This is a genomic window from Streptomyces sp. NBC_01445 (assembly GCF_035918235.1).
Taxonomy (GTDB): Bacteria; Actinomycetota; Actinomycetes; order Streptomycetales; family Streptomycetaceae; genus Streptomyces.
Map to the genome: position 1 here is coordinate 3,298,443 of NZ_CP109485.1, position 24,017 is coordinate 3,322,459.

At 68.2% G+C, this 24,017-nt stretch carries 15 protein-coding genes; 3 read left to right on the forward strand and 12 right to left on the reverse strand.

What is annotated here, in order from left to right:
• Positions 1 to 83: 83 nt before the first annotated feature.
• On the reverse strand, positions 84 to 1,214 hold the full coding sequence (locus OG574_RS15015) for a hypothetical protein (RefSeq protein WP_326773659.1): 1,131 nt from the start codon (positions 1,212 to 1,214) through the stop codon (positions 84 to 86).
• 330 nt (positions 1,215 to 1,544) lie between these two features.
• Here OG574_RS15015 and OG574_RS15020 point away from each other — a divergent pair, with 330 nt between their 5' ends.
• Complete coding sequence (locus OG574_RS15020; RefSeq protein ID WP_326773660.1) at positions 1,545 to 2,633, forward strand: LCP family protein; 1,089 nt, start codon at positions 1,545 to 1,547, stop codon at positions 2,631 to 2,633.
• A 35-nt stretch (positions 2,634 to 2,668) separates the two neighbouring features.
• Here OG574_RS15020 and OG574_RS15025 read toward each other — a convergent pair whose 3' ends face one another.
• From OG574_RS15025 to ngcE, 9 genes are all read right to left on the reverse strand, one after another.
• A complete protein-coding gene (locus tag OG574_RS15025) occupies positions 2,669 to 4,159 on the reverse strand; it encodes an amino acid permease (RefSeq protein ID WP_326773661.1) in 1,491 nt (496 codons plus the stop codon).
• A 148-nt stretch (positions 4,160 to 4,307) separates the two neighbouring features.
• Complete coding sequence (gene dxs / locus OG574_RS15030) at positions 4,308 to 6,233, reverse strand: 1-deoxy-D-xylulose-5-phosphate synthase (RefSeq protein WP_326773662.1); 1,926 nt, start codon at positions 6,231 to 6,233, stop codon at positions 4,308 to 4,310.
• A 270-nt stretch (positions 6,234 to 6,503) separates the two neighbouring features.
• Positions 6,504 to 7,790: a sugar ABC transporter permease gene (locus OG574_RS15035; RefSeq protein WP_326773663.1), complete on the reverse strand. Its 1,287-nt coding sequence runs from the start codon at positions 7,788 to 7,790 to the stop codon at positions 6,504 to 6,506.
• Positions 7,787 to 8,578: an ATP-binding cassette domain-containing protein gene (locus OG574_RS15040; protein WP_199841620.1), complete on the reverse strand. Its 792-nt coding sequence runs from the start codon at positions 8,576 to 8,578 to the stop codon at positions 7,787 to 7,789. Before OG574_RS15040 ends, OG574_RS15035 begins: the two co-directional genes overlap by 4 nt.
• A gap of 232 nt (positions 8,579 to 8,810) precedes the next feature.
• Entirely contained in the window at positions 8,811 to 9,917 is a 1,107-nt protein-coding gene (locus OG574_RS15045; RefSeq protein ID WP_326778496.1) for a sugar ABC transporter substrate-binding protein, read from the reverse strand.
• A gap of 133 nt (positions 9,918 to 10,050) precedes the next feature.
• Positions 10,051 to 11,250: an ROK family transcriptional regulator gene (locus OG574_RS15050; RefSeq protein WP_100591239.1), complete on the reverse strand. Its 1,200-nt coding sequence runs from the start codon at positions 11,248 to 11,250 to the stop codon at positions 10,051 to 10,053.
• Positions 11,251 to 11,468: 218 nt separating this feature from the next.
• Complete coding sequence (locus tag OG574_RS15055) at positions 11,469 to 12,386, reverse strand: carbohydrate ABC transporter permease (protein WP_326773664.1); 918 nt, start codon at positions 12,384 to 12,386, stop codon at positions 11,469 to 11,471.
• A 2-nt stretch (positions 12,387 to 12,388) separates the two neighbouring features.
• On the reverse strand, positions 12,389 to 13,312 hold the full coding sequence (locus OG574_RS15060; RefSeq protein WP_326773665.1) for a carbohydrate ABC transporter permease: 924 nt from the start codon (positions 13,310 to 13,312) through the stop codon (positions 12,389 to 12,391).
• A 60-nt stretch (positions 13,313 to 13,372) separates the two neighbouring features.
• Positions 13,373 to 14,821, reverse strand: coding sequence for an N-acetylglucosamine/diacetylchitobiose ABC transporter substrate-binding protein (ngcE, locus tag OG574_RS15065; protein WP_326773666.1), 1,449 nt, complete (start codon positions 14,819 to 14,821; stop codon positions 13,373 to 13,375).
• A gap of 490 nt (positions 14,822 to 15,311) precedes the next feature.
• On the opposite strand from ngcE, the gene OG574_RS15070 reads away from it, so the two are divergent.
• Positions 15,312 to 19,124 (forward strand): GH92 family glycosyl hydrolase, encoded by a 3,813-nt coding sequence (locus OG574_RS15070; RefSeq protein ID WP_326773667.1) that lies wholly within the window; start codon positions 15,312 to 15,314, stop codon positions 19,122 to 19,124.
• Positions 19,125 to 19,198: 74 nt separating this feature from the next.
• On the opposite strand, the gene OG574_RS15075 is transcribed toward OG574_RS15070, so the two are convergent.
• Positions 19,199 to 19,789 carry a TetR/AcrR family transcriptional regulator gene (locus OG574_RS15075; RefSeq protein WP_326773668.1) on the reverse strand — a complete coding sequence of 197 codons (591 nt, stop codon included), beginning with the start codon at positions 19,787 to 19,789 and terminating at the stop codon, positions 19,199 to 19,201.
• Positions 19,790 to 19,942: 153 nt separating this feature from the next.
• Between OG574_RS15075 and OG574_RS15080 the strand changes: the two genes are divergently transcribed.
• Entirely contained in the window at positions 19,943 to 20,884 is a 942-nt protein-coding gene (locus tag OG574_RS15080) for an alpha/beta hydrolase family protein (protein ID WP_326773669.1), read from the forward strand.
• A gap of 138 nt (positions 20,885 to 21,022) precedes the next feature.
• On the opposite strand, the gene acnA is transcribed toward OG574_RS15080, so the two are convergent.
• Positions 21,023 to 23,749 carry an aconitate hydratase AcnA gene (gene acnA / locus OG574_RS15085; RefSeq protein ID WP_326773670.1) on the reverse strand — a complete coding sequence of 909 codons (2,727 nt, stop codon included), beginning with the start codon at positions 23,747 to 23,749 and terminating at the stop codon, positions 21,023 to 21,025.
• Positions 23,750 to 24,017 lie beyond the last annotated feature (268 nt).

The following is a 24,017-nucleotide window of genomic DNA, read 5'->3' on the forward strand; positions in this document are numbered from 1 at the left end:
GCGGTGAGTGAGGATCATCACTTTCGGCCAGTACAACCTTTTTTAGGTCTAGCCGTGCAGTGGAATTTGGTGTAGAGGCGTTCTCAATTGCCGGGCAGGCGGTCCCAGTCGGACAGGGTGAGCCCGGGCTCCGGGCGCTGCCGGCTCACCAGCACGCTGCCGTCCGTCGCGACCGTCGCCATGACGACCCGCCCCCGCCCGTCCAGCGCCAGAGCGGGAGTGCCGGCACAGGTCACGCCCGTGTCGGTCCACCACAGTCCGGCTGACTCGCCGCCGGTGCCGCAGACGCCGAACACGGCCGTTCCCGTGTGCCCTTGGTGGGCCAGGACCGTGCAGTCGTAGCCGTCGACGACGGCGCGAAGCGTGGCGTGCGGCCCTTCTCCCGGGGCCCCTCCCGCGGGGAAAGCCCATTCGCCGGGCCGCTGCGCGTAGACGCCCGTCCCGCTCTGCTCGCTCCAGTACGCGGTGAAGACCCCGGGTCCGGTCTCGAGGAGCGCGGCCGAACCGGGCACCGGGGCAGGCATGAGGTCCTGTGCACGGCGCAGGTCCGCACCGTGATCCATCTGCACCCAGCGCATCACCGACCGGCGTCCCGGCGCGAGGAGTTCGACCAGTCCGGCGGAGGTCGCCGCGGCGACCGGTCCGCCCGCGACCTCACCACCGCGCAGGTCCTGCCACGCCTCCCACGCCCCGCTCTTCGACTCCCGGCGCAGCATGACCCCGCCGGCGCCGCCCGAGACGAAGACATGGACCGTGCCCTGTCCGTCGACAGCGGCGGCCGGCTCACCGAGCGCCGCCGCGTCCCTCGCGTCGCGATACGGGTTGCCGAGCGAACGCCAGTCCCCCAGCGTCCGGCCCGACTGGTACTGCACTGCATAGAGCAGATCGACCTTCGCCGCGCCGCCGCTCTGCCGCTTCTCCCGGCGTCCGAGAAAGTGCACGTAGCGATTCGCACCCTGGGCCACCGCGAGGGCGGTCAGTCCCGCGACGGGGAAGAAGTCCGGCCGGGTCCAGCGGCCGCTGCCGACGGCGGTCTCCGTCCAGCGGTTCACGCCGCCGTCGACGAGCGCGTACACCGCGAGACGGCCGTCGTTGCCCCGCAGCAGCCACGACCCCGTGGCCGCCGCCGTGACGGATGCCGCCCGGGGCCGCTCCTCGACGTCGGCGCCGGATCGGGTCCGCCGGTCCACCGTCTGCGCACCTCTGCCGCGCATGTGTGCCGCCCCCTCCCGCGCCGCCCCCGGCGTTCACAGATCATTCCAGAATTCGACACATCATATGCCTGTACGAACAGCCGTCTCCCTGTTCGGTCGGCACGGCAAAAGTCACAGGTGACAGCCATTCCGACGGGTTCGGGAGGGCACGAGTACGGCCCTGTGCGGTCCCAGCTCCCCTCACCAACCGGGCACTTCGCTCATAAGAGTTTTCGAGTACATGTCTATAGTTCAGCCCAACCAAGCGTCAGCCGCGCGGCACAGACCCGGTTCTCCGGGGTCTGTCTGCTGCCCCTGCCCATCGGGCACTAGTTGCGAGGACACCCCGCGATGAGCCATGACCTGAGCACCGCTGTGCCGCCGTCCCGCCGGAGCTCGCCCAAAAAGCGCAGCCGCAAGGCTCCGAAGAAGCGCCGCACCGGCAGGATCGTGCTCCTGTCCCTGCTCGTCCTCGCGCTCATCGTCGGCGGCACGGGTTACTGGTTGTACAGCGATCTCAACGGCAACATCAGCGGAGTCGACCTCGACAAGGCGATCGGCGACAACCGTCCCGAGAAGCTTCCGACCAGCGGCCAGAACGTCCTGGTCCTCGGCTCGGACTCGCGCGCCGGGGACAACGCGGACCTGGGCACCGGCAAGGTCGCGGGGGCCCGCTCCGACACCGCGCTGGTGATGCACGTACCGGAGGGCCGCACGCAGGCCACCGCCGTCAGCATCCCCCGGGACACCCTCGTGACCCGCCCCGAGTGCACCAAGTCGGACGGCTCCAAGATCCCCTCGGCGAAGCGCGTGATGTTCAACTCCGTGTACTCGCTTGCCGGTCCGGCCTGTGTGGTCAAGACCGTCGAGGCCATGTCCGGGGTGCGCATGGACCACTTCATGGAGATCGACTTCTCCGGCTTCAAGGGCCTCGTCGACGCGATCGGCGGAGTGACCGTGACCGTCGACAAGCCGATCCACGACAAGTCCAGCGGCCTCGAACTGAGCGCGGGCACCCACAAGTTGAACGGCACCCAGTCGCTGGCATTCGTGCGGACCCGGCACGGCGTCGGCGACGGCAGCGACCTCGGGCGCATAGGCCTTCAGCAGCAGTTCATGATCGCGCTGCTCGGCGAGGTCAAGAAGCAGGACCTGCTGGGCAGCCCGACGAAGACATTCAAGATCGCGGACAGCCTCACCTCGTCGCTGACCACCGACTCCGACCTCGCGTCGCTGAAGTCCCTGGCGGAGTTCAGCCGCAGCATGCAGGGCGTCGACCCGGCCGACATGGAGACGATCATGCTGCCGGTGCGGTACGACACCGCGGACCCCAACCGCGTGGTGGCCGCCGAGCCCCAGGCCACTCAGCTCTGGAAGGCGATCCGCACGGGCGGCGAGATCCCCGAGTCCGCCAAGAAGTCCCCGGCACAGGGCGGCTGACCGGTCGTCAGGCCCGCCCTCGCGTCGGCGTGCCCCTACTGCCGGCCCGCCTCCTCCGTCCGCCCCAGCCTGCTGTGCGAGCGCCCGTACACGAAGTAGACGATGAAGCCGAGCACCATCCAGACGCCGAAGCGGAGCCAGGTCTCCGCGGGCAGGTTCAGCATCAGCCACAGGGACGCGAGCACCGACAGGATCGGGATCAGCGGTACCAGGGGGGTGCGGAAGGCGCGGTGCAGGTCGGGGCGGGTGCGGCGCAGGATGATGACGCCGAGCGCGACGACGACGAACGCGAAGAGCGTGCCGATGTTCACCAGCTCCGCGAGCTCGCTGAGGCTGGTGAAACCGGCCAGGATCGCGATGATCACGCCGAGCAGGATGGTGGGCCGGTACGGGGTCTTGAACCTCGGGTGGACGACGGAGAAGAAGCGGGGCAGCAGACCGTCGCGGCTCATCGCGAAGAACACCCGGGTCTGGCCGAGGAGAAGGATCAGGCAGACCGTCGTCAGGCCGACCGCGGCGCCGAAGCTGATGACACCCGCGTACCAGGGGTGCCCGGTCGCCTTGAAGGCGTCCGCGAGCGGGGCGTCGATGGACAGCTGGCTGTACTTCTGCATGCCCGTGACAACGATCGACACCGCCACGTAGAGCGTGGTGCAGATGATCAGCGAGCCGATGATGCCGCGCGGCATGTCCCGCTGCGGGTTCTTCGTCTCCTCGGCGGCGGTGGCGACGACGTCGAAGCCGATGAAGGCGAAGAAGACGACGGAGGCGGCGGTGAAGATGCCCATGACGCCGAAGTCGGTCGGCGCGTAGCCGAACATCAGCTGCACGAGCGGGGACTGGATGCTGGTGCCCGCTTCCTGCGGCTGCGCCTTCGGGATGAAGGGCTTGTAGTTGTCGGCCGTGACGAAGAAGGCCCCCGCGATGATCACGATGAGGACGACGGCCACCTTGATCGCGACGACGACCGTGGTGACGCGGGCGGAGAGCTTCATCCCGACGACGAGGATGGCGGTGAGCACCAGGACCAGGGCTGCGGCGAGGATGTCGAAGCCGAACCCTGTGGCCCCGTCCCGCCCGCTCAGCGACGCGGGCAGATGCCAGCCCGCGTTGTCCAGCAGCGAGCGCACATAGCCTGACCAGCCGACGGCGACGACCGCCGTGCCGAGCGCGAACTCGAGCACCAGGTCCCAGCCGATGATCCAGGCCGGCAGTTCGCCGAGCGACGCGTACGAGAAGGTGTAGGCGGACCCGGCGACCGGGACGGTGGAAGCGAACTCCGCGTAGCACAGCGCGGCCAGGCCGCAGACGACGCCGGCCACGATGAACGCCAGCGCCACCGAGGGGCCCGCGTTCTCCTTGGCGACTTTGCCGGTGAGGACGAAGATGCCGGTACCGATGATGACACCGACCCCGAACACGGTGAGGTCCAGAGCGGACAGCGACTTCTTGAGTGCGTGCTCCGGCTCCTCAGTGTCCAAGATCGACTGTTCGACCTTCTTCGTCCTGAAGAGGGTGCTGCTCACGGGCGTACCTCCCACGCATTGTCGTCCTCGACATGATCGAGGGGGCTTTCGCTCCGTATGCCCCGGCGCGGGGGCGTTCACGCGAATGGGCCGGTCCCACCACCCTTGCGTGGTGGTGGGACCGGCCCATGGAGCAGCCTGTGGAGGGTCAGTCGCGCGCGGGCTCCACGGCGTCCGTGGCCGTGGCGCGCTCGAAGCGGCCGTCCAGCTTGGCGACCAGACCCGTGACCTGACGCGCGATGTCGGGGGCCGTGAGGCCGATCTCGGCCATGACCTCCTTGCGCGAGGCGTGGTCGAGGAAGCGCGGCGGGATGCCGAAGTCGCGCAGTGGTACGTCGACGCCCGCGTCGCGCAGGGCCTGCGCGATCGCCGAACCGACGCCTCCCACGCGGGAGTTGTCCTCGACGGTGACGACGACGCGGTGCTGCTCGGCGAGCGGCGCGAGCGCCTCGTCGACCGGCTTGACCCAGCGCGGGTCGACGACGGTCGTGGTGATGCCCTGCTTGTCGAGGAGGCCGGCGATCTCCAGGCACATCGGGGCGAGCGCCCCGACGGAGACAAGGAGCACGTCCGGCTTGGCGGCCGACGACCTGCGCAGCACGTCCATGGCGCCGACCTTGCCGACGGCCGGGACCGCGGGTCCGACGACGCCCTTCGAGTAGCGGACGACGGTCGGCGCGTCGTCGACCTCGACGGCCTCGCGCAGCTGGGCGCGCAACTGCTCGGCGTCGCGCGGGGCGGCGAGGCGCAGGCCGGGGACGACCTGGAGCATGGACATGTCCCACATGCCGTTGTGCGAGGCGCCGTCGTCGCCCGTGACGCCGGCCCGGTCCAGGACGAAGGTGACGCCGCACTTGTGCAGCGCGACGTCCATGAGGACCTGGTCGAAGGCGCGGTTGAGGAACGTCGCGTAGACCGCGAAGACCGGGTGCACCCCGCCGGTGGCGAGGCCCGCGGCCGAGGTGGCGGCGTGCTGCTCGGCGATGCCGACGTCGTAGATGCGGTCGGGGAAGGCGTCGGCGAACTTCTTCAGGCCGACGGGCTGGAGCATCGCGGCGGTGATCGCGACGATGTCCTCGCGGTCGTGGCCGAGCTTGACCATCTCGTCGCCGAAGACGGACGTCCAGCTGGCGGCCGAGGCCTTGATGGGCAGGCCGGTGTCCGGGTGGATCGGGCCGATGCCGTGGAAGCGGTCGGCCTCGTCCTGCTCGGCCGGCTTGTAGCCGCGGCCCTTCTCGGTGAGGCAGTGCACGATGACCGGTCCGCCGAACCGCTTGGCGCGGGCCAGGGCCGACTCCAGGGCCTCGATGTCGTGGCCGTCGATGGGGCCGACGTACTTCAGGCCGAGGTCCTCGAACATGCCCTGCGGGGCGATGAAGTCCTTGAGGCCCTTCTTGGCGCCGTGCAGGGTCTCGTAGAGCGGGCGGCCGACGACCGGCGTGCGCTCCAGGAGGTCCTTGCCGCGGGCCAGGAACCGCTCGTAGCCGTCCGTGGTGCGCAGGGTGGCCAGGTGGTTGGCGAGGCCGCCGATGGTGGGGGCGTACGAGCGCTCGTTGTCGTTGACGACGATCACGAGGGGGCGGTCCTTGGCGGCCGCGATGTTGTTCAGGGCCTCCCAGGCCATGCCGCCCGTGAGGGCTCCGTCGCCGATCACGGCGACGACGTGGTCGTCCTTGCCGCGCACCTCGTTCGCCTTGGCGAGGCCGTCGGCCCAGCCGAGGACCGTGGAGGCGTGCGAGTTCTCGATCACGTCGTGGTCGGACTCGGCGCGCGAGGGGTAGCCGGACAGGCCGCCCTTGGTGCGCAGCTTGGCGAAGTCCTGCCGGCCGGTGAGCAGCTTGTGCACGTAGGACTGGTGACCGGTGTCGAAGAGCACCCGGTCCTTCGGCGAGTCGAAGACGCGGTGCAGCGCGATGGTGAGCTCGACGACGCCGAGGTTGGGGCCGAGGTGGCCGCCGGTCTTGGATACCGCGTCGACGAGGAAGGTCCGGATCTCGCCGGCCAGCTGGTCCAGCTGTTCCAGGCTGAGCCGGTCCAGATCGCGCGGTCCCGTGATGCGGGTCAGCAGCGGCACCCGTGCCTCCTTGCGATAGAGCTGTTCGAGCTTTTGCCGGGCCTGTCGAGTCTAATGTTCCGCCTCAGCGCGCGGCGCCCGGGCTGTGCGTTGTACGTCACGCGATCGGCCGTACCCGAGGCGTACGCGTGTTCAGGAAATCGGTGCGGACACGCCTGTGCCCGGCGTCTCCATTGACACCGGGCACAAGCCCCGCGCCCAAGGGGCGCGGGGAACTGCGCGACCAGCCACAGCCGGTCCGCAGAGATCACACGTGGCCGAGCGGAGCGCTTACGCGCGGCCCGCCGACTTCTGGGTCTTGCGGGTGACCGAGTCGATGACGACCGTGGCGAGGAGCACGCCGCCGGTGATCATGTACTGGATCGGGGTGGCGATGCCCTGAAGGGCGAGGCCGTACTGGATCGACGTGATCACGAGGACACCGAGCAGGGCGTTCCAGGTGCGGCCCCGGCCGCCGAAGAGGCTGGTGCCGCCGATGACGGCCGCCGCGATGACGTTCATCAGGAGGTCGCCGGAGCCGGCGCTCTGGTTGGCCGCCGCGATCTTGGAGGCCCAGAAGAGGCCGCCGACCGCCGCGAACAGACCCGCGACGGCGAAGACCGAGACACGGACCGCCGTGACGTTGATACCGGCGCGGCGCGACGCCTCGACGCTGCCGCCGAGCGCGAAGATCTTGCGGCCGTACGAGGTACGGCGCAGCACGAAGTCGGTGGCGACCAGGACGATCGCGAACAGCAGCACGGCGAGCGGCAGGCCCTTGTACTGGTTGAACATGATCGCCACGGCGAAGGCCGCGATCGCGAGGAGCACGGTGCGCAGCACGAGCTCGCTCAGCGGGCGGGACGGGATCCCGGCGGCCTCACGGCGCCGGTTGCCGAGGAAGGCCGACAGGAAGTAGCCGGCGACCGCGACGACCGCGAGCCCGTAGGCGGCGGCGACATCGGAGAAGTAGTACGTGGTGAGCTTGCCGACCACGCCGTCGCCGTCGATGTTGATCGTGCCGTTGGAGCCCAGGATCTGGAGCATGAAGCCGTTCCAGAACAGCAGGCCCGCCAGGGTCACGGCGAACGCGGGCGCACCGATCCGGGCGAAGAAGAAGCCGTGCAGGGCGCCGATGACGGCACCGGCCGCGAGGGCGGTGAGGACCGCGACCCACTCGTTGACGCCGTGGGTGACGCTCATCACGGCCGTGATCGCCGCGGAGACACCGGAGACGGAGCCGACCGAGAGGTCGATCTCACCGAGCAGCAGCACGAAGATGATGCCGACCGACATCATGCCCGTCGCGACCATGGCGACGAAGATGTTGTTCAGGTTCTCCGCGCCCAGGAACGCCGAGTTGAGGCTCTGGAAGATCGCGCAGATGACGATCAGGCCGATGACGACCGGGGTGGCGCCGAGGTCACCGGCGCGCATCTTGCGCTTGAACTCGCTTATGTAGCCCGCGAATCCCTGCTCGCGCACGAGGAGGCGGGGGTCGATGGCGACACTCGCGTCGCCGGCGACCGCCGGCGCGTCCACAGGGGCCTGCGGCTTGTCGGTCTTTTCGATGCTCACTTCTGAGCCTCCGCGTTGCTGCGCGCCGCACGACGGGTCACGGCGTTGTCCGTGGCGCCGGTGATGGCGGAGATGATCTCTTCCTGCGAGGTGGTCTTGACCTCGAAAACGCCGTTGTTGCGGCCGAGCCGCAGGACGGCGACCTTGTCGGCGACGGCCTTCACATCGGCCATGTTGTGGCTGATGAGGATGACCGCGTGGCCGCGTTCGCGCAGCCGCTCGACGAGGTCGAGGACCTGCGCCGTCTGCTCGACGCCGAGGGCGGCCGTCGGCTCGTCGAGGATGACCAGCTTGGGCTCGCCGAGCATGGAGCGGGCGATGGCCACGACCTGGCGCTGACCGCCGGAGAGCGAGGCGATCGGGATGCGCACGCTCGGGATGCGGATGGAGAGCGTCTCGAGGAGCTCCCTGGAGCGGCGCTCCATCTCGACCTCGTCGAGGACACCGCGGCGCTTGAGCTCACGGCCCAGGAAGAGGTTGCCGACGACGTCGATGTTGTCGCACAGCGCGAGGTCCTGGTAGACGGTCGCGATGCCCAGGGCCTGGGCGTCGTGCGGCCGGTTGACCGCGACGGCCTTGCCGTCCCACTCGATGACGCCGTCATCGATGGGGTGCACGCCGGCGATCGTCTTGACCAGGGTGGACTTTCCGGCACCGTTGTCGCCGACCAGGGCGACCACCTCACCGGCGTGGACCTCAAGCTCTACATCGGTGAGCGCCTGGACGGCACCGAATCGCTTGGAGACTCCGCGCAACGCCAGCACGGGCGTAGCGGACACGTGAACCATCTCCTTCGCCGCCTAAGGCCTGACCCGGCGGGAGGTTGAACAGAAAAGACTGAGAGGGGGGTGCGTACGTGCAGGGGGTGCTGTCGTACGTCGTTCCGTCCGGCGCCCCGCCGTTGAGCTTGCGGGGCTGTCGGCGGCGGGGCGCCGGACGTGCTCACACGGGGCGCTCCTTCAAGGTGCGCTCACGTCCCGTGCAGGACAAGGGAGTTGCCGCAAGGCGACTCCGGCCTGGTTACTTCAGGCCGATCTTGTCGCAGGCGGCCTTGTACTTGGGCGTGCAGATCTCGTCGAGGGTGTAGTAACCCTGCTTGATGACCGTGTCGTTGATGTTGTCCTGGGTCAGGGAGACCACCGGGACGATCACGGAGGGGACACCCTTCTCGGTGCCGCTGTCGACCGTGCCGGTCTTGATGGAGTCGAGGCTCTCACCCTTGGCGACGGCGACGGCCATCTTGGCGACGGTCTCGGCCTCCTGCGGGTACGACTTGAAGACGCTCATGTTCTGGTCGCCCGTGACGATGCGCTGCACACCCGCGAGCTCGGCGTCCTGGCCGGTGACCGGCGGGAGCTTGCTCAGGCCCGCGCCCTTGAGCGCGGTGATGATGCCGCCCGCCATGCCGTCGTTGGCGGAGTAGACACCGGCGATCTTGTCCTTGCCGATCGCGGAGATGGCGCCTTCCATGTTCTGGTTGGCGTTCTCCGGCTTCCACTCCTTGGTGTCGTAGGACTTGGCGATGGCCACCTTGCCCTTGAGCACCGAGAGCGCGCCGTCCTTGAACTGCTTCGCGTTCGGGTCGGTGATCGCGCCGTTCATCATGACGATCTTGGAGCTGGGCTTGGCCTTGTCACCCATGGCCTTCAGCAGCGCCTCGCCCTGCGTCTTGCCGACCTCGGTGTTGTCGAACGAGGTGTACGCGGCGATCGGACCCTCGGCCAGGCGGTCGTACGCGACGACGGGGATGCCGGCGTCCTTGGCCTTCTTCACGCCGCCGGCGACCGCCTTGTAGTCGACCGCGTCCAGGATCAGCACGTCGACCTTCTTGGTGATCATCGTGTCGATCTGCTGCGACTGGAGGGTCGCCTCCTGCTTGGCGTTCAGGTACTCGACCTTGCCCTTGCCATTGGTCAGCGTCGAGATCTGCTTCTCAATGATCGGCTTGTCGAACTTCTCGTAGCGCGCGGTCTGGTTCTCCGGCAGCAGCAGGCCGACGGTGATGGCGTCGCCCTTCTTGGGGCTCGCCTTGTCGCTGCCCTTGTCGCCGGACTCCTTGGCGCTGCCGCAAGCGGCGAGAGAGACAGCCATACCAGTGGCACAGAACGCAACGGCGGCACGACGCATACGCGTGTTCACTTCAGAAACCTCCCTGACGAGGCCGCGACGTTGCGGCCGAGGTAGCGGGAAGTCAACTCGGCCGCAACCCCAGCGTCAAGGAGTAAATCCTTAACGAGATGGCAACGGTGTCATGCGTTCTCTAAGTGAAGGCAGGTGCCACAGCGGACAGCGATCCGTCCAAAAGGGTCGAATCGCCCATCTCGCTGAGTGCCAGGGCGAGCGCCCCGAGCACCTCCGCGCGGCCGCCCAACGCCCCTGGAAGGACGGACAGTTGGCGCGCCGCACTGGGGATCGCATAGCGCCCCACGGACTCCCTGATGGGCCCCAGGACCAGCTCTCCGGCCTCCGCCAGATCACCGCCGAGGACGACCCGGCTGGGGTTGAGCAGGTTGCAGAGATTTGCGACACCACTGCCGATGTGACGGCCCACGTCGGCGATCACCCGCCGGCACCCCGGGTCGCCGTCCCGCGCGAGCCGCACGACGGACTCCATGGTCAGTCCGGTGCCGTGGCTGGACTCCAGGAGCGGCAGCACGTAGCGGGCGGCGGTGAAGGTCTCCAGGCAGCCACGGTTGCCGCACCGGCAGACGGGACCCGACTCGTCGAGGGTGATGTGCCCGATCTCGCCCGCGGTCCCGCCGGGCCCCCGGTAGATCTTCCCGTCGATCACGAGCCCGGCACCGACACCGCTGGCGACCTTGATGTACGCGAGGTCCTTGACGCCGCGCCCGCTGCCCCAGACCAGCTCGCCGAGGGCGCCCAGGTTGGCGTCGTTGTCGACGTGCACGGGCACGCCGAGGCGCCTGCTCATCTCCTCGGCGGGCTTGGTGCCGGTCCAGCCCGGCAGGATCGACGTGGAGCCCAGCGTGCCGCTCTCGACGTCGATGGGGCCCGGTACGCCGAGCCCGACGCCCGCCACCTTCGTACGGTCCACGCCGGTGGCCGCCACGAGCCGCTCGACGAGCTCCTCGGCCCGGTCGAAGCCCTGCGCCGCGGAGGCGTCCACATCGAGGGGTTCGGCCTCCTCGGCGAGCACCTGGTGGGCGAGGTTGCCGATCGCCACGCGCAGGTGGGTGTGGCCGAAGTCGACGCCGATGACGATGCCCGCGTCGCCGCTGAGCGAGACGCTGCGGGCCCGCCGGCCGCCCGCCGAGGTGGGGGTGACCTCGACCGTGCCGCCGTCCTTGAGCTCGCGGACGATGTTGGAGACCGTGGCCGCGGACAGGCCGGTCGTCCTCGCGATCTCCGCCTGCGTGAGCGATCCGGCGAGCCGCACGGCGCGTACGACCCGCTCGAGATTGGCCCGATGCAGCGACGACTGCGACCCCGGAGTCTCCACGACGACCTCCTGCGTGCGAGGCCGCTTCTATGAGGCCTCGGCGTATGTCCAACTATTGAACTCTAAGCTGAGCCTTTCGGGTTGCCTCCCGTCAAGAGCTTGAGCGATACCCGGCGCAGAAGAGCACAGAAGAGCACACACGGGCCCGGACAGGGGTGAGGGCCCGGTTCCGGACGAGATGTTCCGGAACCGGGCCCTCACCCGACGTGACCGTTGCGTTACTTGAGCGCGCCGGCGGTCAGGCCCTGCACGACCTGGCGCTGGAAGATGATGTACGCCCCGAGCACCGGCAGCATCGCCATCACGAGGCCGGCGAAGAGACCGGACCAGTCGCCCTTGTAGCCCTGGCTGGTCGCGAGCTCCACCAGCCCCTGGGCCAGCACCCTTTTGTCGGGCTCGGTGTTGAGAACCGTCGGCAGCATGTACTGGTTCCACTGCCCCAGGAAGTTGAAGATCCCCACGCTGATCAGGCCGGGCTTGGCCATCGGCAGCATGATCTGGAAGAACGTCCTGGTGTGCGAGGCGCCGTCGACGAACGCCGCTTCCGCGATCGACGTCGGCAGCGTCCTGAAGAACGACGTCAGGAAGAAGACCGTGAACGGCAGCGAGTACGCGATGTAGGCGATGATCAGGCCCTGCAGTGTGTTCAGGAGGTGCAGGTTCTGCATCACATAGAACAGCGGCACCAGGGCCAGCATGATCGGGAAGCTCATTCCTCCGACGAAGAGGAAGTAGATGAACCGGTTGCCCGGGAAGTCGAAGCGGGCCAGGACGTACGCGGCCATGGAGCCGAGCACGAGCGTGCCCACGAGCGAGCAGCCCACCACGATCGCCGTGTTGGCGAAGTACTGGCTCATGTGAGCCTCGCCCCAGGCCCGCGACCAGTTCTCGAAGTGCAGCTTGTCCGGCAGCGACCAGGGCGAGCTGAAGATCGAGTTGTCGTCCTTGAAGGACGTCATCACCGCCCACAGCAGCGGCATGATGACCATGATCGCCCAGATGACGAGGACGCCGTGCGAGAACACGTTGAGGACGCTGCCTTCACTGCTCTCCTCCTTGACGGCCGGGGCCGCCGTCTTGCTCACCGGCGGACGGTCCTCGATGGGGCCGGCGGGCGGGATGTCAGTGGTCTTCATGGTCAGAACTCCAGCCGCTCGCGCCGGCCGAGCCGCATCACGATCGCCGCGAACAGCAGCGTGACGATGAGCAGGGCGACGCCGATCGTTGTGGCGTAGGCAGCGTTGGCGTCGCGGAACGCCGATTGGTACACGTACAGCGGCAGGACCGTGGTGGAGTAGTCGGGGCCGCCGGGGCCCACCGTCATGATCTGCACCGAGGCGAAGGCCTCCGCGCCGAGGGCCAGGATTCCCATGTAGACCCAGCCGGACTGCACGGTGTCCCAGAGCAGCGGCAGCGTGATCTTGAAGAACGTGGTGAACCGGCTCGCGCCGTCGAGCAGCGCGGCCTCGTAGAAGTCCTTCGGGATGGACGCCATGCCCGCCGAGAAGAGCACGACGAAGAATCCGACGGTGCTCCAGACCAGGACGGTCATGACGCACCACAGAGCGAAGTTCGGGTCGCCCAGCCAGTCCGGCTGGATGCTGCCGAGACCGATCGCCTTCAGCGTCCCGTTGATCACGCCGTCATTGGGGTTGAAGGCGAACCGGAAGAGAATCGCGACGATCGCGATCGAAAGCACCTGCGGGAAGAAATACGCGATCTTGTAGAAACCAGAACCGCGAACGCCGGTGATGGCGACGCCTTTTCGGCGCCGCCCACCGACATTGAGCATAAAGGCGAAGAAGAGCGCGAGGCCCAGCGTCACCAGCGGCAGCAGCAAAGCCAGTAGCACGCTGTGCTGCAAGGACTTCCAGAAGACGTCGTCCTCGAACATCCGCTTGTAGTTGGCGAAGCCGACCATCTTGAAGTCCGGGCTCAGGCCGGTCCAGTCCGTGAACGAGTAGTAAATGGACTGGATGAACGGCCAGATGACGAAGACTGCATACAACGCCAAGGGGGTCACCAGGAACCCCGCAATGAACCTGTACTTGCCGTGTTGCATGGTTTACCGACCCCGATCGATTCGCGGGTGCCGCCGCTGACGACGCGTGCGCACGAGCTCTTACTGGTGCTTGTAGTGCTTGATGGACTGGTCCTTGGCGGCCGCGTCCGCGAAGCCCTGGATCTTCTTGATGGCCTCGGCCGGGGTCAGCCGTCCGGCCATCATCTCGCCCAGGCAGGAGACGCCGATCTGCTCCTTCTGGAGCTTGACGTACCAGTCCTGGAGGCGCGGGTTGACGACGTTCTCGCCGGCCTTGTCGAGCGCCGCGACACCGGACTTGAGGCCCGGGGTCAGCTCGATGCCGTCGGTGCCGCCGTTGAGCGCGGTGAGCGACTTGACCGAGGAGGTGAAGTTCTTCGAGGAGGCCTCGGAGAGCATGAGGCGCAGCTGCTCCATGCCGCCCTCGACGTTGTTCGCCTTGGCCGGGACGATGAAGGGCTCACCGCCGGACGCCCAGATGGTGCCGAAGGGCATCTTGTCGCTGGAGTCGAGGCCGGTGGGCGCGCCGACCGACAGGCCGAAGTCGGCGGGGATGACCTTCGCGGACTCGTTCTCGACCCAGGAGCCGTTCGGGATGAACAGCGCCTTGCCCTTGGCCCACGCGGTCTGCGACTGGATGTGGTCGATGCCGGGCGTGCCCTTGAGGACGTAGCCCTTCTTGTACAGCTCGTAGTACGCCTCGAAGGCGGACTTGACGGCCGGGTCCTTCCAGGCGTTCGGCTCCAGGTTGTCGATCTTGTCGAGGACCTCGCGGCCACCGATCTTGGCGATGAAGGGGTACAGCGAGAACGGCAGGTAGTACGGGTACTTGCCCGCGTACGTCCAGCCCGCGATGCCCTTCTTCTTCGCCTTGGCACACAGGGCGAGCATGTCGTCCCAGGTCTCCGGGTACTGCGCGTCGAGACCGTCCAGGGCCTTCTGCGAGTACCAGACGCCGTAGACCGTGTACGCGTAGTACATGATCCAGACCGGGTCGCCGTCGAACTGGCCCATCTCGACGATGCCCGGGCGCAGGGTGTCGCGGACCTTCTTCGACGGGTCGTCGATCGACGGCGCGTCCAGGAGCGGGGTCAGGTCGGTGAGCTGCTTCTTGCCGACGAGGACGCCCATGTCCATCTGCTCGGCGCCCGAGTTGTCGATCAGGTCGGGGGGCGTGCCGCCGTTGAACTTCGGCTGCAGCTCCGACTGGATCTTCTGCGTCTTGTGGAAGTCGATCTTGGCCTTGGGGAACGCCTTCTTGTACTCGGCGTTGGCGTCCGTGGCGTACTTCGTGCCGAAGCCGCCGTCGAAGATGGTGACCGCGAGCGGCGCGGTCTCATTTACGCCGAGCGGGTTCTTCTTGGACGTCTTGCCCTTTTCGGCCTTGTCCCCCGAACCGCTGTCGCTGCTCGCGCAGGCCGACAGGAAGCTCATCGTGGGAACGGCGACCAGACCAAGTGCGGCGGACCGCTTGATCAGATCGCGGCGGCCGAAGCCCTCACCATTGTTCTGGGCGGAAGTGGATCCCATGCTCAAGTCCTCGCCTTCTCCAGGACTCAGGCGGTGAACCGGATCCTCCCCGGCACCGCGGTGATGTGAAGCTGGGGTCGTGCCTGATGTCTACACGCCGGGATCGGTCGGAAACACACGGCCGACGGCGCTCGGATACGCGCCTCACCGTTTCCCCCATCCCCCCGCGCTGTCCGCGGCCGGTGGAAACGGCTGGGCAGACGCCGACAGGTATAGTCCACTTCACGTCAACTGGGCAAGATCGAATGCAGGTTTGGACGGCGTTCTTTCCCGAGTTGAGACCTCTCGGATATATGAGGCGCCCATGAGCGACCCAAGCGCGCCCCGGACGACCGATGACCTCGCTTAATGGATGGTCGCGCCACCCTTCTCTCCCCGCGCGTCGCACACGCCGATCCCAACACCCTTGACACCACGGGCGACTTACCTCCCTACTGGACCCTGCGCTGTGAATTGACAACGTTGTCTCGCGCCGGGAGGGTGCTCGCGAATGGACGGCAGATCCAGACACAGACTCAAGGCCACGGCCGCCCTGGGGGCGGCCTCACTCGCGCTCGTCGCCGCCGGCCAGGGAGCGTCCGCCGCGTCCCCCGGCCAACAGCCGCGCGCCGACCGCGAGTTCAGCTCCTCGTTCGAAACGGGCGATCCCGCCCCCACCTGGCTGAACACTGTGGATACCGCCGCGGACGGCACAAAGCGGTCGTCCGGGGTCGATGGCGGCGACAGCGGCGGATTTCCGGGCAATGTCAACAGCCATGTCACGGAGGTCCGCGCCAGCGACGAGAACGCGGGCGGCGGTGAGACCAAGGAGAACCTCCTCGACGGCGAGTCGAGCACCAAATGGCTCTCCTTCGAACCGACGGCCTGGGTCGAGTACGACCTGGACGCACCGGCCAAGATCACGACGTATGCCCTGACATCGGCCAACGACCACGCCGAACGCGACCCGAAGGACTGGACCCTCAAGGGTTCCACCGACGGCAAGGAGTGGACGACGCTCGACACCCGCACAGGGGAGAGCTTCGCCGACCGCTTCCAGACCAAGAAGTACGACCTCCAGAACCCGGCCGAGTACCAGCACTTCCGGATCGAGTTCACCAAGAACAACGGCGCGGGCGACGCCACGCAGCTCGCCGACCTCCAGCTGGCCACCGCCGACACCGGCTCGCCCACCACGCCCGACGACATGCTCTCCCTCGTGGACAAGGGCCCCAGCGGCTCCCCCACCGCGAAGGCGGGCGCGGGCTTCACCGGCAAGAAGGCGCTGCGCTACGCGGGCACCCACAAGGCCGACGCTCGGGCCTACTCGTACAACAAGGTCTTCGACGTCGACGTGGCCGTCGCCCGTGACACGGAGCTCTCGTATAAGATCTTCCCGTCGATGGCGGACGGCGACCGCGACTACGACGCCACGAACGTCTCCGTGGACCTCGCCTTCACCGACGGCACCTATCTGAGCGACCTGAAGGCCACCGACAGCAACGGCGGGCTGCTGACGCCGCAGGGCCAGGGCGCGGCCAAGCGGCTCTACGTCAACCAGTGGAACGCCGTCGCCTCCTCCATCGGCTCCGTCGCGGCCGGCAAGACCGTCGACCGGATCCTGGTGGCGTACGACTCCCCGAAGGGCCCGGCGAAGTTCCGCGGCTGGGTCGACGACATCGCGCTGAAGGCCGCGAGGCAGGAGCCGCCGAAGGCGCATCCGGCGGACTACGCGGTCACGACCCGCGGCACGAACTCCAGCGGCGGCTTCTCGCGCGGCAACACGTTCCCGGCCACCGCGGTCCCCCATGGCTTCAACTTCTGGACGCCGGTGACCAACGCCGGCTCGCTCAGCTGGCTCTACGACTACAGCCGCGACAACAACGCGGACAACCTGCCGACGATGGAGGCGTTCAGCGCCAGCCATGAGCCAAGCCCCTGGATGGGCGACCGGCAGACGTTCCAGATGATGCCGTCGGCGGCGTCCGGCACCCCGGACACCTCCCGCACCGGCCGTGCGCTGCCGTTCAAGCACGAGAACGAGACGGCCCGCCCGTACTACTACGGGGTGCGCTTCGAGAACGGCCTCAAGGCCGAGATGACGCCGACCGACCACGCGGCGATGCTGCGCTTCACCTACCCCGGTGACGACGCGAGCGTGATCTTCGACAACGTCTCCGACCAGGCGGGCCTCACGCTCGACAAGGACAAGGGCATCGTCACCGGCTACTCGGACGTGAAGTCCGGGCTCTCCGCGGGCGCGACCCGGCTCTTCGTCTACGGCGTCTTCGACACCCCGGTCACCGGCGGCGACTCCACCGGCCCCAAGGGCTACCTCCGCTTCAAGCCGGGCGCCGACAAGGCGGTCACCCTGCGTCTCGCGACGTCCCTGATCGGCATCGACCAGGCCAAGGCGAACCTCGCGCAGGAGCTGCCGTCCGGCTCGTCGTTCACGTCCGTACGGGACAGCGCCCGCGCGCAGTGGGACAAGCTCCTCGGCAAGGTCGAGGTGGAGGGCGCCACGGCCGACCAGCGCACCACGCTCTACTCGTCCCTGTACCGGCTGTACCTGTACCCCAACTCCGGCTTCGAGAAGGTCGGTTCGAAGTACCAGTACGCCTCGCCGTTCTCGCCGATGCCGGGCCCGGACACCCCGACCCACACCGGCGCGAAGATCGTCGACGGCAAGCCGTACGTCAACAACGGCTTCTGGGACACGTACCGCACGACCTGGCCGGCGTACTCGCTCCTGACGCCGAAGAAGGCGGGTGAGCTCGTCGACGGGTTCGTGCAGCAGTACAAGGACGGCGGCTGGATCTCGCGCTGGTCGTCGCCGGGCTACGCGGACCTGATGACCGGCACGTCGTCGGACGTGGCGTTCGCCGACGCGTACGTCAAGGGCGTCAAGTTCGACGCGGAGGCGGCGTACAAGGCGGCTCTGAAGAACGCGAGCGTCGTGCCGCCCGCGGCCGGCGTCGGCCGCAAGGGCATGCAGACGTCGCCGTTCCTCGGCTACACGAGCACGGACACCCACGAGGGACTGTCCTGGGCTCTCGAGGGTTACCTCAACGACTACGGCATCGCGCAGATGGGCCAGGCCCTCTACAAGAAGACCGGCGAGAAGCACTACAAGGAGGAGTCGGAGTACTTCCTCAACCGGGCCCGCGACTACGTGAACATGTTCGACCCGAAGGCGGGCTTCTTCCAGGGCAAGAGCGAGAAGGGCGACTGGCGCGTCGAGTCGTCGAAGTTCGACCCGCGCATCTGGGGCTACGACTACACGGAGACCAACGCCTGGGGCTACGCCTTCACCGCCCCGCAGGACTCGCGCGGGCTCGCCAACCTCTACGGCGGCCGCGACGGCCTCGGCAAGAAGCTCGACACGTTCTTCGCCACCCCGGAGACGGCGTCGAACGATGTCGCGGGCTCGTACGGCGGCGTCATCCACGAGATGACGGAGGCGCGTGACGTCCGGATGGGCATGTACGGCCACTCGAACCAGGTGGCGCACCACATCACGTACATGTACGACGCGGCGGGCCAGCCGTCCAAGACGCAGGAGAAGGTCCGCGAGGTCCTCTCCCGGCTCTACACGGGCAGCGAGATCGGCCAGGGCTACCACGGCGACGAGGACAACGGCGAGCAGTCGGCCTGGTACCTCTTCTCCTCGCTCGGCTTCTACCCGCTGGTCATGGGCAGCGGCGAGTACGCCATCGGGTCGCCGCAGTTCACGAAGATGACGCTGCACCTGGAGAACGGCAAGGACCTCGTCGTCAAGGCTCCCAGGAACAGCGCGAAGAACATCTACGTGCAGGGGCTGAAGGTCAACGGCAAGAACTGGACGTCGACGTCGCTGCCGCACTCGGTCGTCGCGAAGGGCGGGGTCCTGGAGTTCGCCATGGGCCCGAAGCCGTCCAAGTGGGGAACCGGAAAGAACGCGGCGCCGGTCTCGATCACGCAGGACGACAAGGTGCCGTCGCCGCGCAAGGACGCCATCACGGGTTCGGGTCCGCTGTTCGACAACTCCTCGGCGACGAGCGCGAGTTCGGAGTCGGTGGAGCTGCCGGTCGGCACTGACGGCGCGAAGGCCGTGCAGTACACGCTGACGTCGGACGACAGGGCGAAGGCCCCGGCGGGCTGGAAGCTGGAGGCCTCGGCCGACGGCTCGTCGTGGAAGACGCTGGACCAGCGGTCCGGCGAGTCCTTCTCCTGGGACAAGCAGACGCGGGCGTTCTCGGTGAGCAAGCCGGGCACGTACAAGCACTACCGGCTGGTGTTCGCCGGTGGGGCCGCGACGGTGGCGGAGGTGGAGCTGCTGTCGTGACGGAGTGAGTGACTCGCTCAACGGGCGGGGCGGGAGCGGCGGTTGCCGGTTCCGCCCCGCCCGCCGTCGTGGGGTCAGCGCGGCTCGCGCAGGCCTGCGACGAGGAGCCCGACGAGCCGGCGCGCGTCGTAGCGGGGGTCGTTCTCGGCGCCGATGCAGAGGTTTCCGATGCCGCGCATGAGCTGGTAGGCGTCGAGGTCGGCACGGATCTCGCCGGAGGCGACGGCGGCCTCGATGAGCTGGGTGCACACCGGCACGAGGCGGTCGAGGAAGTAGGCGTGCAGCGTCTCGAAGCCGGCGTTGTCGGCCTGCATGGCCCCCGCGAGACCGTGCTTGGTGACCAGGAAGTCGACGAAGAGGTCCACCCACCGCCCCAGCGCGACGTGCGGTGTCGGGGCCGCCGCGAGGAGGGCCGGGCCGGCCTCGGCGCAGGCCTCGACCTGGTGGCGGTACACGGCGATGACGAGGTCTGCCCGGGTCGGGAAGTGGCGGTAGATCGTGCCCATCCCGACGCCGGCCTTCGCGGCGATGTCACGTACCGGCGCTTCCACGCCCGAGGCCACGAAGACCGCGGCGGCCGCGTCAAGGAGGGTCTGCTGATTGCGCCGGGCGTCCTTGCGCTTCGATCCGGCCGCGCCCCCCGTGCCCTGACCGCTGTCGTTCACCGCAGCACTCCTTCCCTGTTCTACGAGGCCCGGAGACCTTGAGGCCTGCAAAGCGGAACAGCGCTCCGTATCGTTAGCGGAGCGAGGTTCCGTTTTGCTCATGATGTCAGACCGGGCGACCGGCGAACAAGCAACCGAACGGATGGCACTCCCATGCCCGACTCCCCCACCGCGAACGCGCCGAAGCCCGCGGCCGCACCCACCCCCGTGATCTCCGCGAAGCCGGTCGTCCTGCCCGCCCCGGGCCGCGGTGAGGACCTCCAGGTCCGCGTGTCCGCGCCCGCGACCGGCACGGACCTGCCCGTCGTCGTCTTCTCGCACGGCTTCGGCTGGTCGATGGACGGCTACGCCCCGCTGGCGGATCACTGGGCCGCGCACGGCTTCGTGGTCGTCCAGCCCACCCACCTCGACTCGCGGACGCTCGGCATCCCCGCCGACGATCCCCGTACGCCGCGGATCTGGCGTATCCGTATCGAGGACCTCACGCGTGTGCTGGACGGGCTCGACATCCTGGAGGCCGCCGTTCCGGGCCTCGCCGGGCGCGTGGATCACGACCGCATCGCTGTGGCCGGCCACTCCTGGGGAGCGCAGACGGCGAGCACGCTGCTCGGCGCGCGCATCCTCGGTGCCGACTGCGTTCCCGGCGAGGACATGTCCGACCCGCGCGTGAAGGCGGGTGTGCTGTTCGCCCTGACCGGCCTGGGCGACGACCTGACACCCTTCGCGCGGGAGCATCTCCCCTTCATGAGGCCGTCGTTCGACACCATGACCCCGCCATCGCTGATCGTCGCCGGGGACAGCGACCGGTCCCACCTGTCCACCCGCGGACCGGACTGGTTCACCGACCCCTACACGTACAGCCCGGGCAGCAAGAGCCTGCTCACCCTGTTCGGTGCCGAGCACTCGCTCGGCGGCATCCCCGGCTACGAGGTCGCCGAGACGACGGACGAGAGTCCCGCCCGCGTGGCCCTGATCCAGCAGCTCACCACGGCCTTCCTGCACAGCGCCCTCTGCCCCGAGGACACAGGCTGGAAGACGGCGGCCGCCGCCCTGGACGACGACCCCGGCCCGCTGGGGACGCTGCAGAGCAAGTAGAGAAGGACGACTCGTCGCGGCGCCGTGGACAAGCGCTTCCCCGGCCTGCTGGGCCTGGTGCGCGCCGACGCCTGAACACACGCGAAGGGCCGCACCCCCGAAACCTCGGGGATGCGGCCCAACCGCTTGCCGGATCGCTTACTTGCGGATCAGGCTGCGGAGCACGTACTGCATGATGCCGCCGTTGCGGTAGTAGTCCGCCTCGCCGGGGGTGTCGATGCGGACGACCGCGTCGAACTCCACACCGGTGTCGGTGGTGACCTTGACCGTGCGCGGCGTGGTGCCGTTGTTGAGCTCCTCGACGCCGGTGAAGGAGAAGGTCTCCTCGCCGGTCAGGCCGAGGGACTCGGCCGAGGCGCCCTCCGGGAACTGGAGCGGCAGGACGCCCATGCCGATGAGGTTCGAGCGGTGGATGCGCTCGTACGACTCGGCGATGACGGCCTTGACGCCGAGGAGCGCGGTGCCCTTGGCGGCCCAGTCACGGGACGAGCCCGAGCCGTACTCCTTGCCGGCCAGGATGGCCAGCGGGGTGCCCTGCTCGATGTAGTTGCGCGAGGCGTCGTAGATGAACGACACCGGAGCCGCGTCAGCAGTCGCAGCCTGGGTGAAGTCGCGGGTGTAGCCGCCCTCGGTGCCCGGCGCGATCTGGTTGCGCAGGCGGATGTTGGCGAACGTGCCGCGGATCATGACCTCGTGGTTGCCACGGCGCGAGCCGTAGGAGTTGAAGTCACGGCGCTGGACGCCGTGCTCCGTGAGGTACTGGCCGGCCGGGGTGTCGGCCTTGATCGCACCGGCCGGGGAGATGTGGTCGGTGGTGACCGAGTCGCCCAGCTTGGCAAGGACGCGCGCGCCCGTGATGTCGGAGACCGGAGTGGTCTCCATCGTCATGCCCTCGAAGTACGGGGGCTTACGGACGTAGGTGGACTCGGAGTCCCACTCGAAGGTGTTGCCGGTCGGGATCGACAGGGCCTGCCACTGGGCGTCGCCCGCGAAGACGTCCTGGTAGGACTTGTTGAACATGTCCTCGCCGATGGAGTTGGCGACGACGTCGTTGACCTCGGCCTCCGTCGGCCAGATGTCCGCGAGGTAGACCGGCTTGCCGTCCTGGTCGATGCCCAGGGCGTCCTTGGTGATGTCGACCTTCATCGAACCGGCGAGGGCGTACGCGACGACCAGCGGCGGGGACGCCAGGTAGTTCATCTTGACGTCGGGGTTGATGCGGCCCTCGAAGTTGCGGTTGCCGGACAGGACCGACGTGACCGCCAGGTCGTGCTCGTTGACCGCCTTCGAGACCTCCTCGGGCAGCGGGCCCGAGTTGCCGATGCAGGTGGTGCAGCCGTAGCCGACGAGGTTGAAGCCGACCTTGTCGAGGTACGGCGTCAGACCGGCCTTGTCGAAGTAGTCGGTGACGACCTTCGAGCCCGGGGCGAGGGTGGTCTTGACCCACGGCTTGCGGGTCAGGCCCTTCTCCACGGCCTTCTTCGCGACGAGCGCGGCGGCGACCATCACGTACGGGTTCGACGTGTTGGTGCACGAGGTGATCGCGGCGACGGTGACGGCGCCGTGGTCGATCTCGTACGTCGAGCCGTCGGGGGCCGTGACCAGGGTCGGGCGCGACGGGACGCCGTTGGTGGTGGCCGGGGAGTCGGAGGCCGGGAAGGACTCCTTGCCCGCCTCGTCGTCGTCCTCGACGTAGTTGCGCACGTCGAGCGCGAACTGCTGCGCGGCGTTCGCGAGGACGATGCGGTCCTGCGGGCGCTTCGGGCCGGCGATGGAGGGGACGACCGTGGAGAGGTCGAGCTCGAGCTTCTCGGAGAAGTCGGGCTCGGCGGCCGGGTCGAGCCAGAGACCCTGCTCCTTGGCGTACGCCTCGACGAGCGCGACCTGCTGCTCGTCGCGGCCCGTCAGCTTCAGGTACTTCAGCGTCTCGTCGTCGATCGGGAAGATCGCGGCGGTGGAGCCGAACTCCGGCGACATGTTGCCGATGGTGGCGCGGTTCGCCAGGGAGGTGGCGGCGACGCCCTCACCGTAGAACTCGACGAACTTGCCGACGACGCCGTGCTTGCGCAGCATCTCGGTGATCGTGAGCACGAGGTCCGTGGCGGTGGTGCCGGGCTTGAGCTCACCGGTGAGCTTGAAGCCGACGACGCGCGGGATGAGCATCGAGACCGGCTGGCCGAGCATCGCGGCCTCGGCCTCGATGCCGCCGACGCCCCAGCCGAGGACGCCCAGGCCGTTGACCATCGTGGTGTGCGAGTCGGTGCCGACGAGGGTGTCGGGGTAGGCCTGGCCGCCCCGGACCATGACCGTGCGAGCGAGGTGCTCGATGTTCACCTGGTGCACGATGCCGGTGCCCGGGGGGACGACCTTGAACTCGTCGAAGGCGGTCTGGCCCCAGCGCAGGAACTGGTAGCGCTCCTTGTTGCGGCCGTACTCCAGCTCGACGTTCTGGCCGAAGGCGTCGGCGGTGCCGAACTTGTCGGCGATGACGGAGTGGTCGATGACCAGCTCGGCCGGGGCCAGCGGGTTGATCTTGGCCGGGTCGCCGCCGAGCTCCTTCACGGCCTCACGCATGGTGGCGAGGTCCACGACACAGGGCACACCGGTGAAGTCCTGCATGATCACGCGGGCGGGCGTGAACTGGATCTCCTGGGACGGCTGGGCCTGGGAGTCCCAGCTGCCGAGCGCACGGATGTGGTCGGCGGTGATGTTCGCGCCGTCCTCGGTGCGGAGCAGGTTCTCAAGGAGAACCTTCAGGCTGTAAGGGAGGCGCGCGGAGCCCTCGACCTTGTCCAGCTTGAAGATCTCGTACGACTCGTCGCCCACGCGCAGCGTGCTGCGGGCGTCGAAGCTGTTCGCCGACACGACAGTCTCCTTCATATATGTGCGCGTTCCACCGCATCCTGCCGCCACGACGATTTCGCCGATCCGCCAAGGTAAGGCTAAGTTAGGTAACCCTTACCGAGCATGGCGGCTGCGGTGTGCCTCTGTAGATATCTCGATGTCGAGATAACTCTAATACATGAGGCCGGACTGGTCATGCCCGGCCTCGGCCGAGCCGTCCCGCCGCGCCACCGGCGGACCGTCCCCCTCATCGTCCCGCACACGCGCCCGCGCGCCACCAGGGCCGATT

What these genes read in the sequence shown, in the direction of transcription:
- OG574_RS15015 (WP_326773659.1), bottom strand. Translation starts at nt 1,214, where the DNA reads ATGCGCGGCAGAGGTGCGCAGACGGTGGACCGGCGGACCCGATCCGGC.
- OG574_RS15020 (WP_326773660.1), top strand. Translation starts at nt 1,545, where the DNA reads ATGAGCCATGACCTGAGCACCGCTGTGCCGCCGTCCCGCCGGAGCTCG.
- OG574_RS15040 (WP_199841620.1), bottom strand. Translation starts at nt 8,578, where the DNA reads ATGGTTCACGTGTCCGCTACGCCCGTGCTGGCGTTGCGCGGAGTCTCC.
- OG574_RS15045 (WP_326778496.1), bottom strand. Translation starts at nt 9,917, where the DNA reads ATGCGTCGTGCCGCCGTTGCGTTCTGTGCCACTGGTATGGCTGTCTCT.
- OG574_RS15055 (WP_326773664.1), bottom strand. Translation starts at nt 12,386, where the DNA reads ATGAAGACCACTGACATCCCGCCCGCCGGCCCCATCGAGGACCGTCCG.
- OG574_RS15060 (WP_326773665.1), bottom strand. Translation starts at nt 13,312, where the DNA reads ATGCAACACGGCAAGTACAGGTTCATTGCGGGGTTCCTGGTGACCCCC.
- ngcE (WP_326773666.1), bottom strand. Translation starts at nt 14,821, where the DNA reads ATGGGATCCACTTCCGCCCAGAACAATGGTGAGGGCTTCGGCCGCCGC.
- OG574_RS15070 (WP_326773667.1), top strand. Translation starts at nt 15,312, where the DNA reads ATGGACGGCAGATCCAGACACAGACTCAAGGCCACGGCCGCCCTGGGG.
- OG574_RS15080 (WP_326773669.1), top strand. Translation starts at nt 19,943, where the DNA reads ATGCCCGACTCCCCCACCGCGAACGCGCCGAAGCCCGCGGCCGCACCC.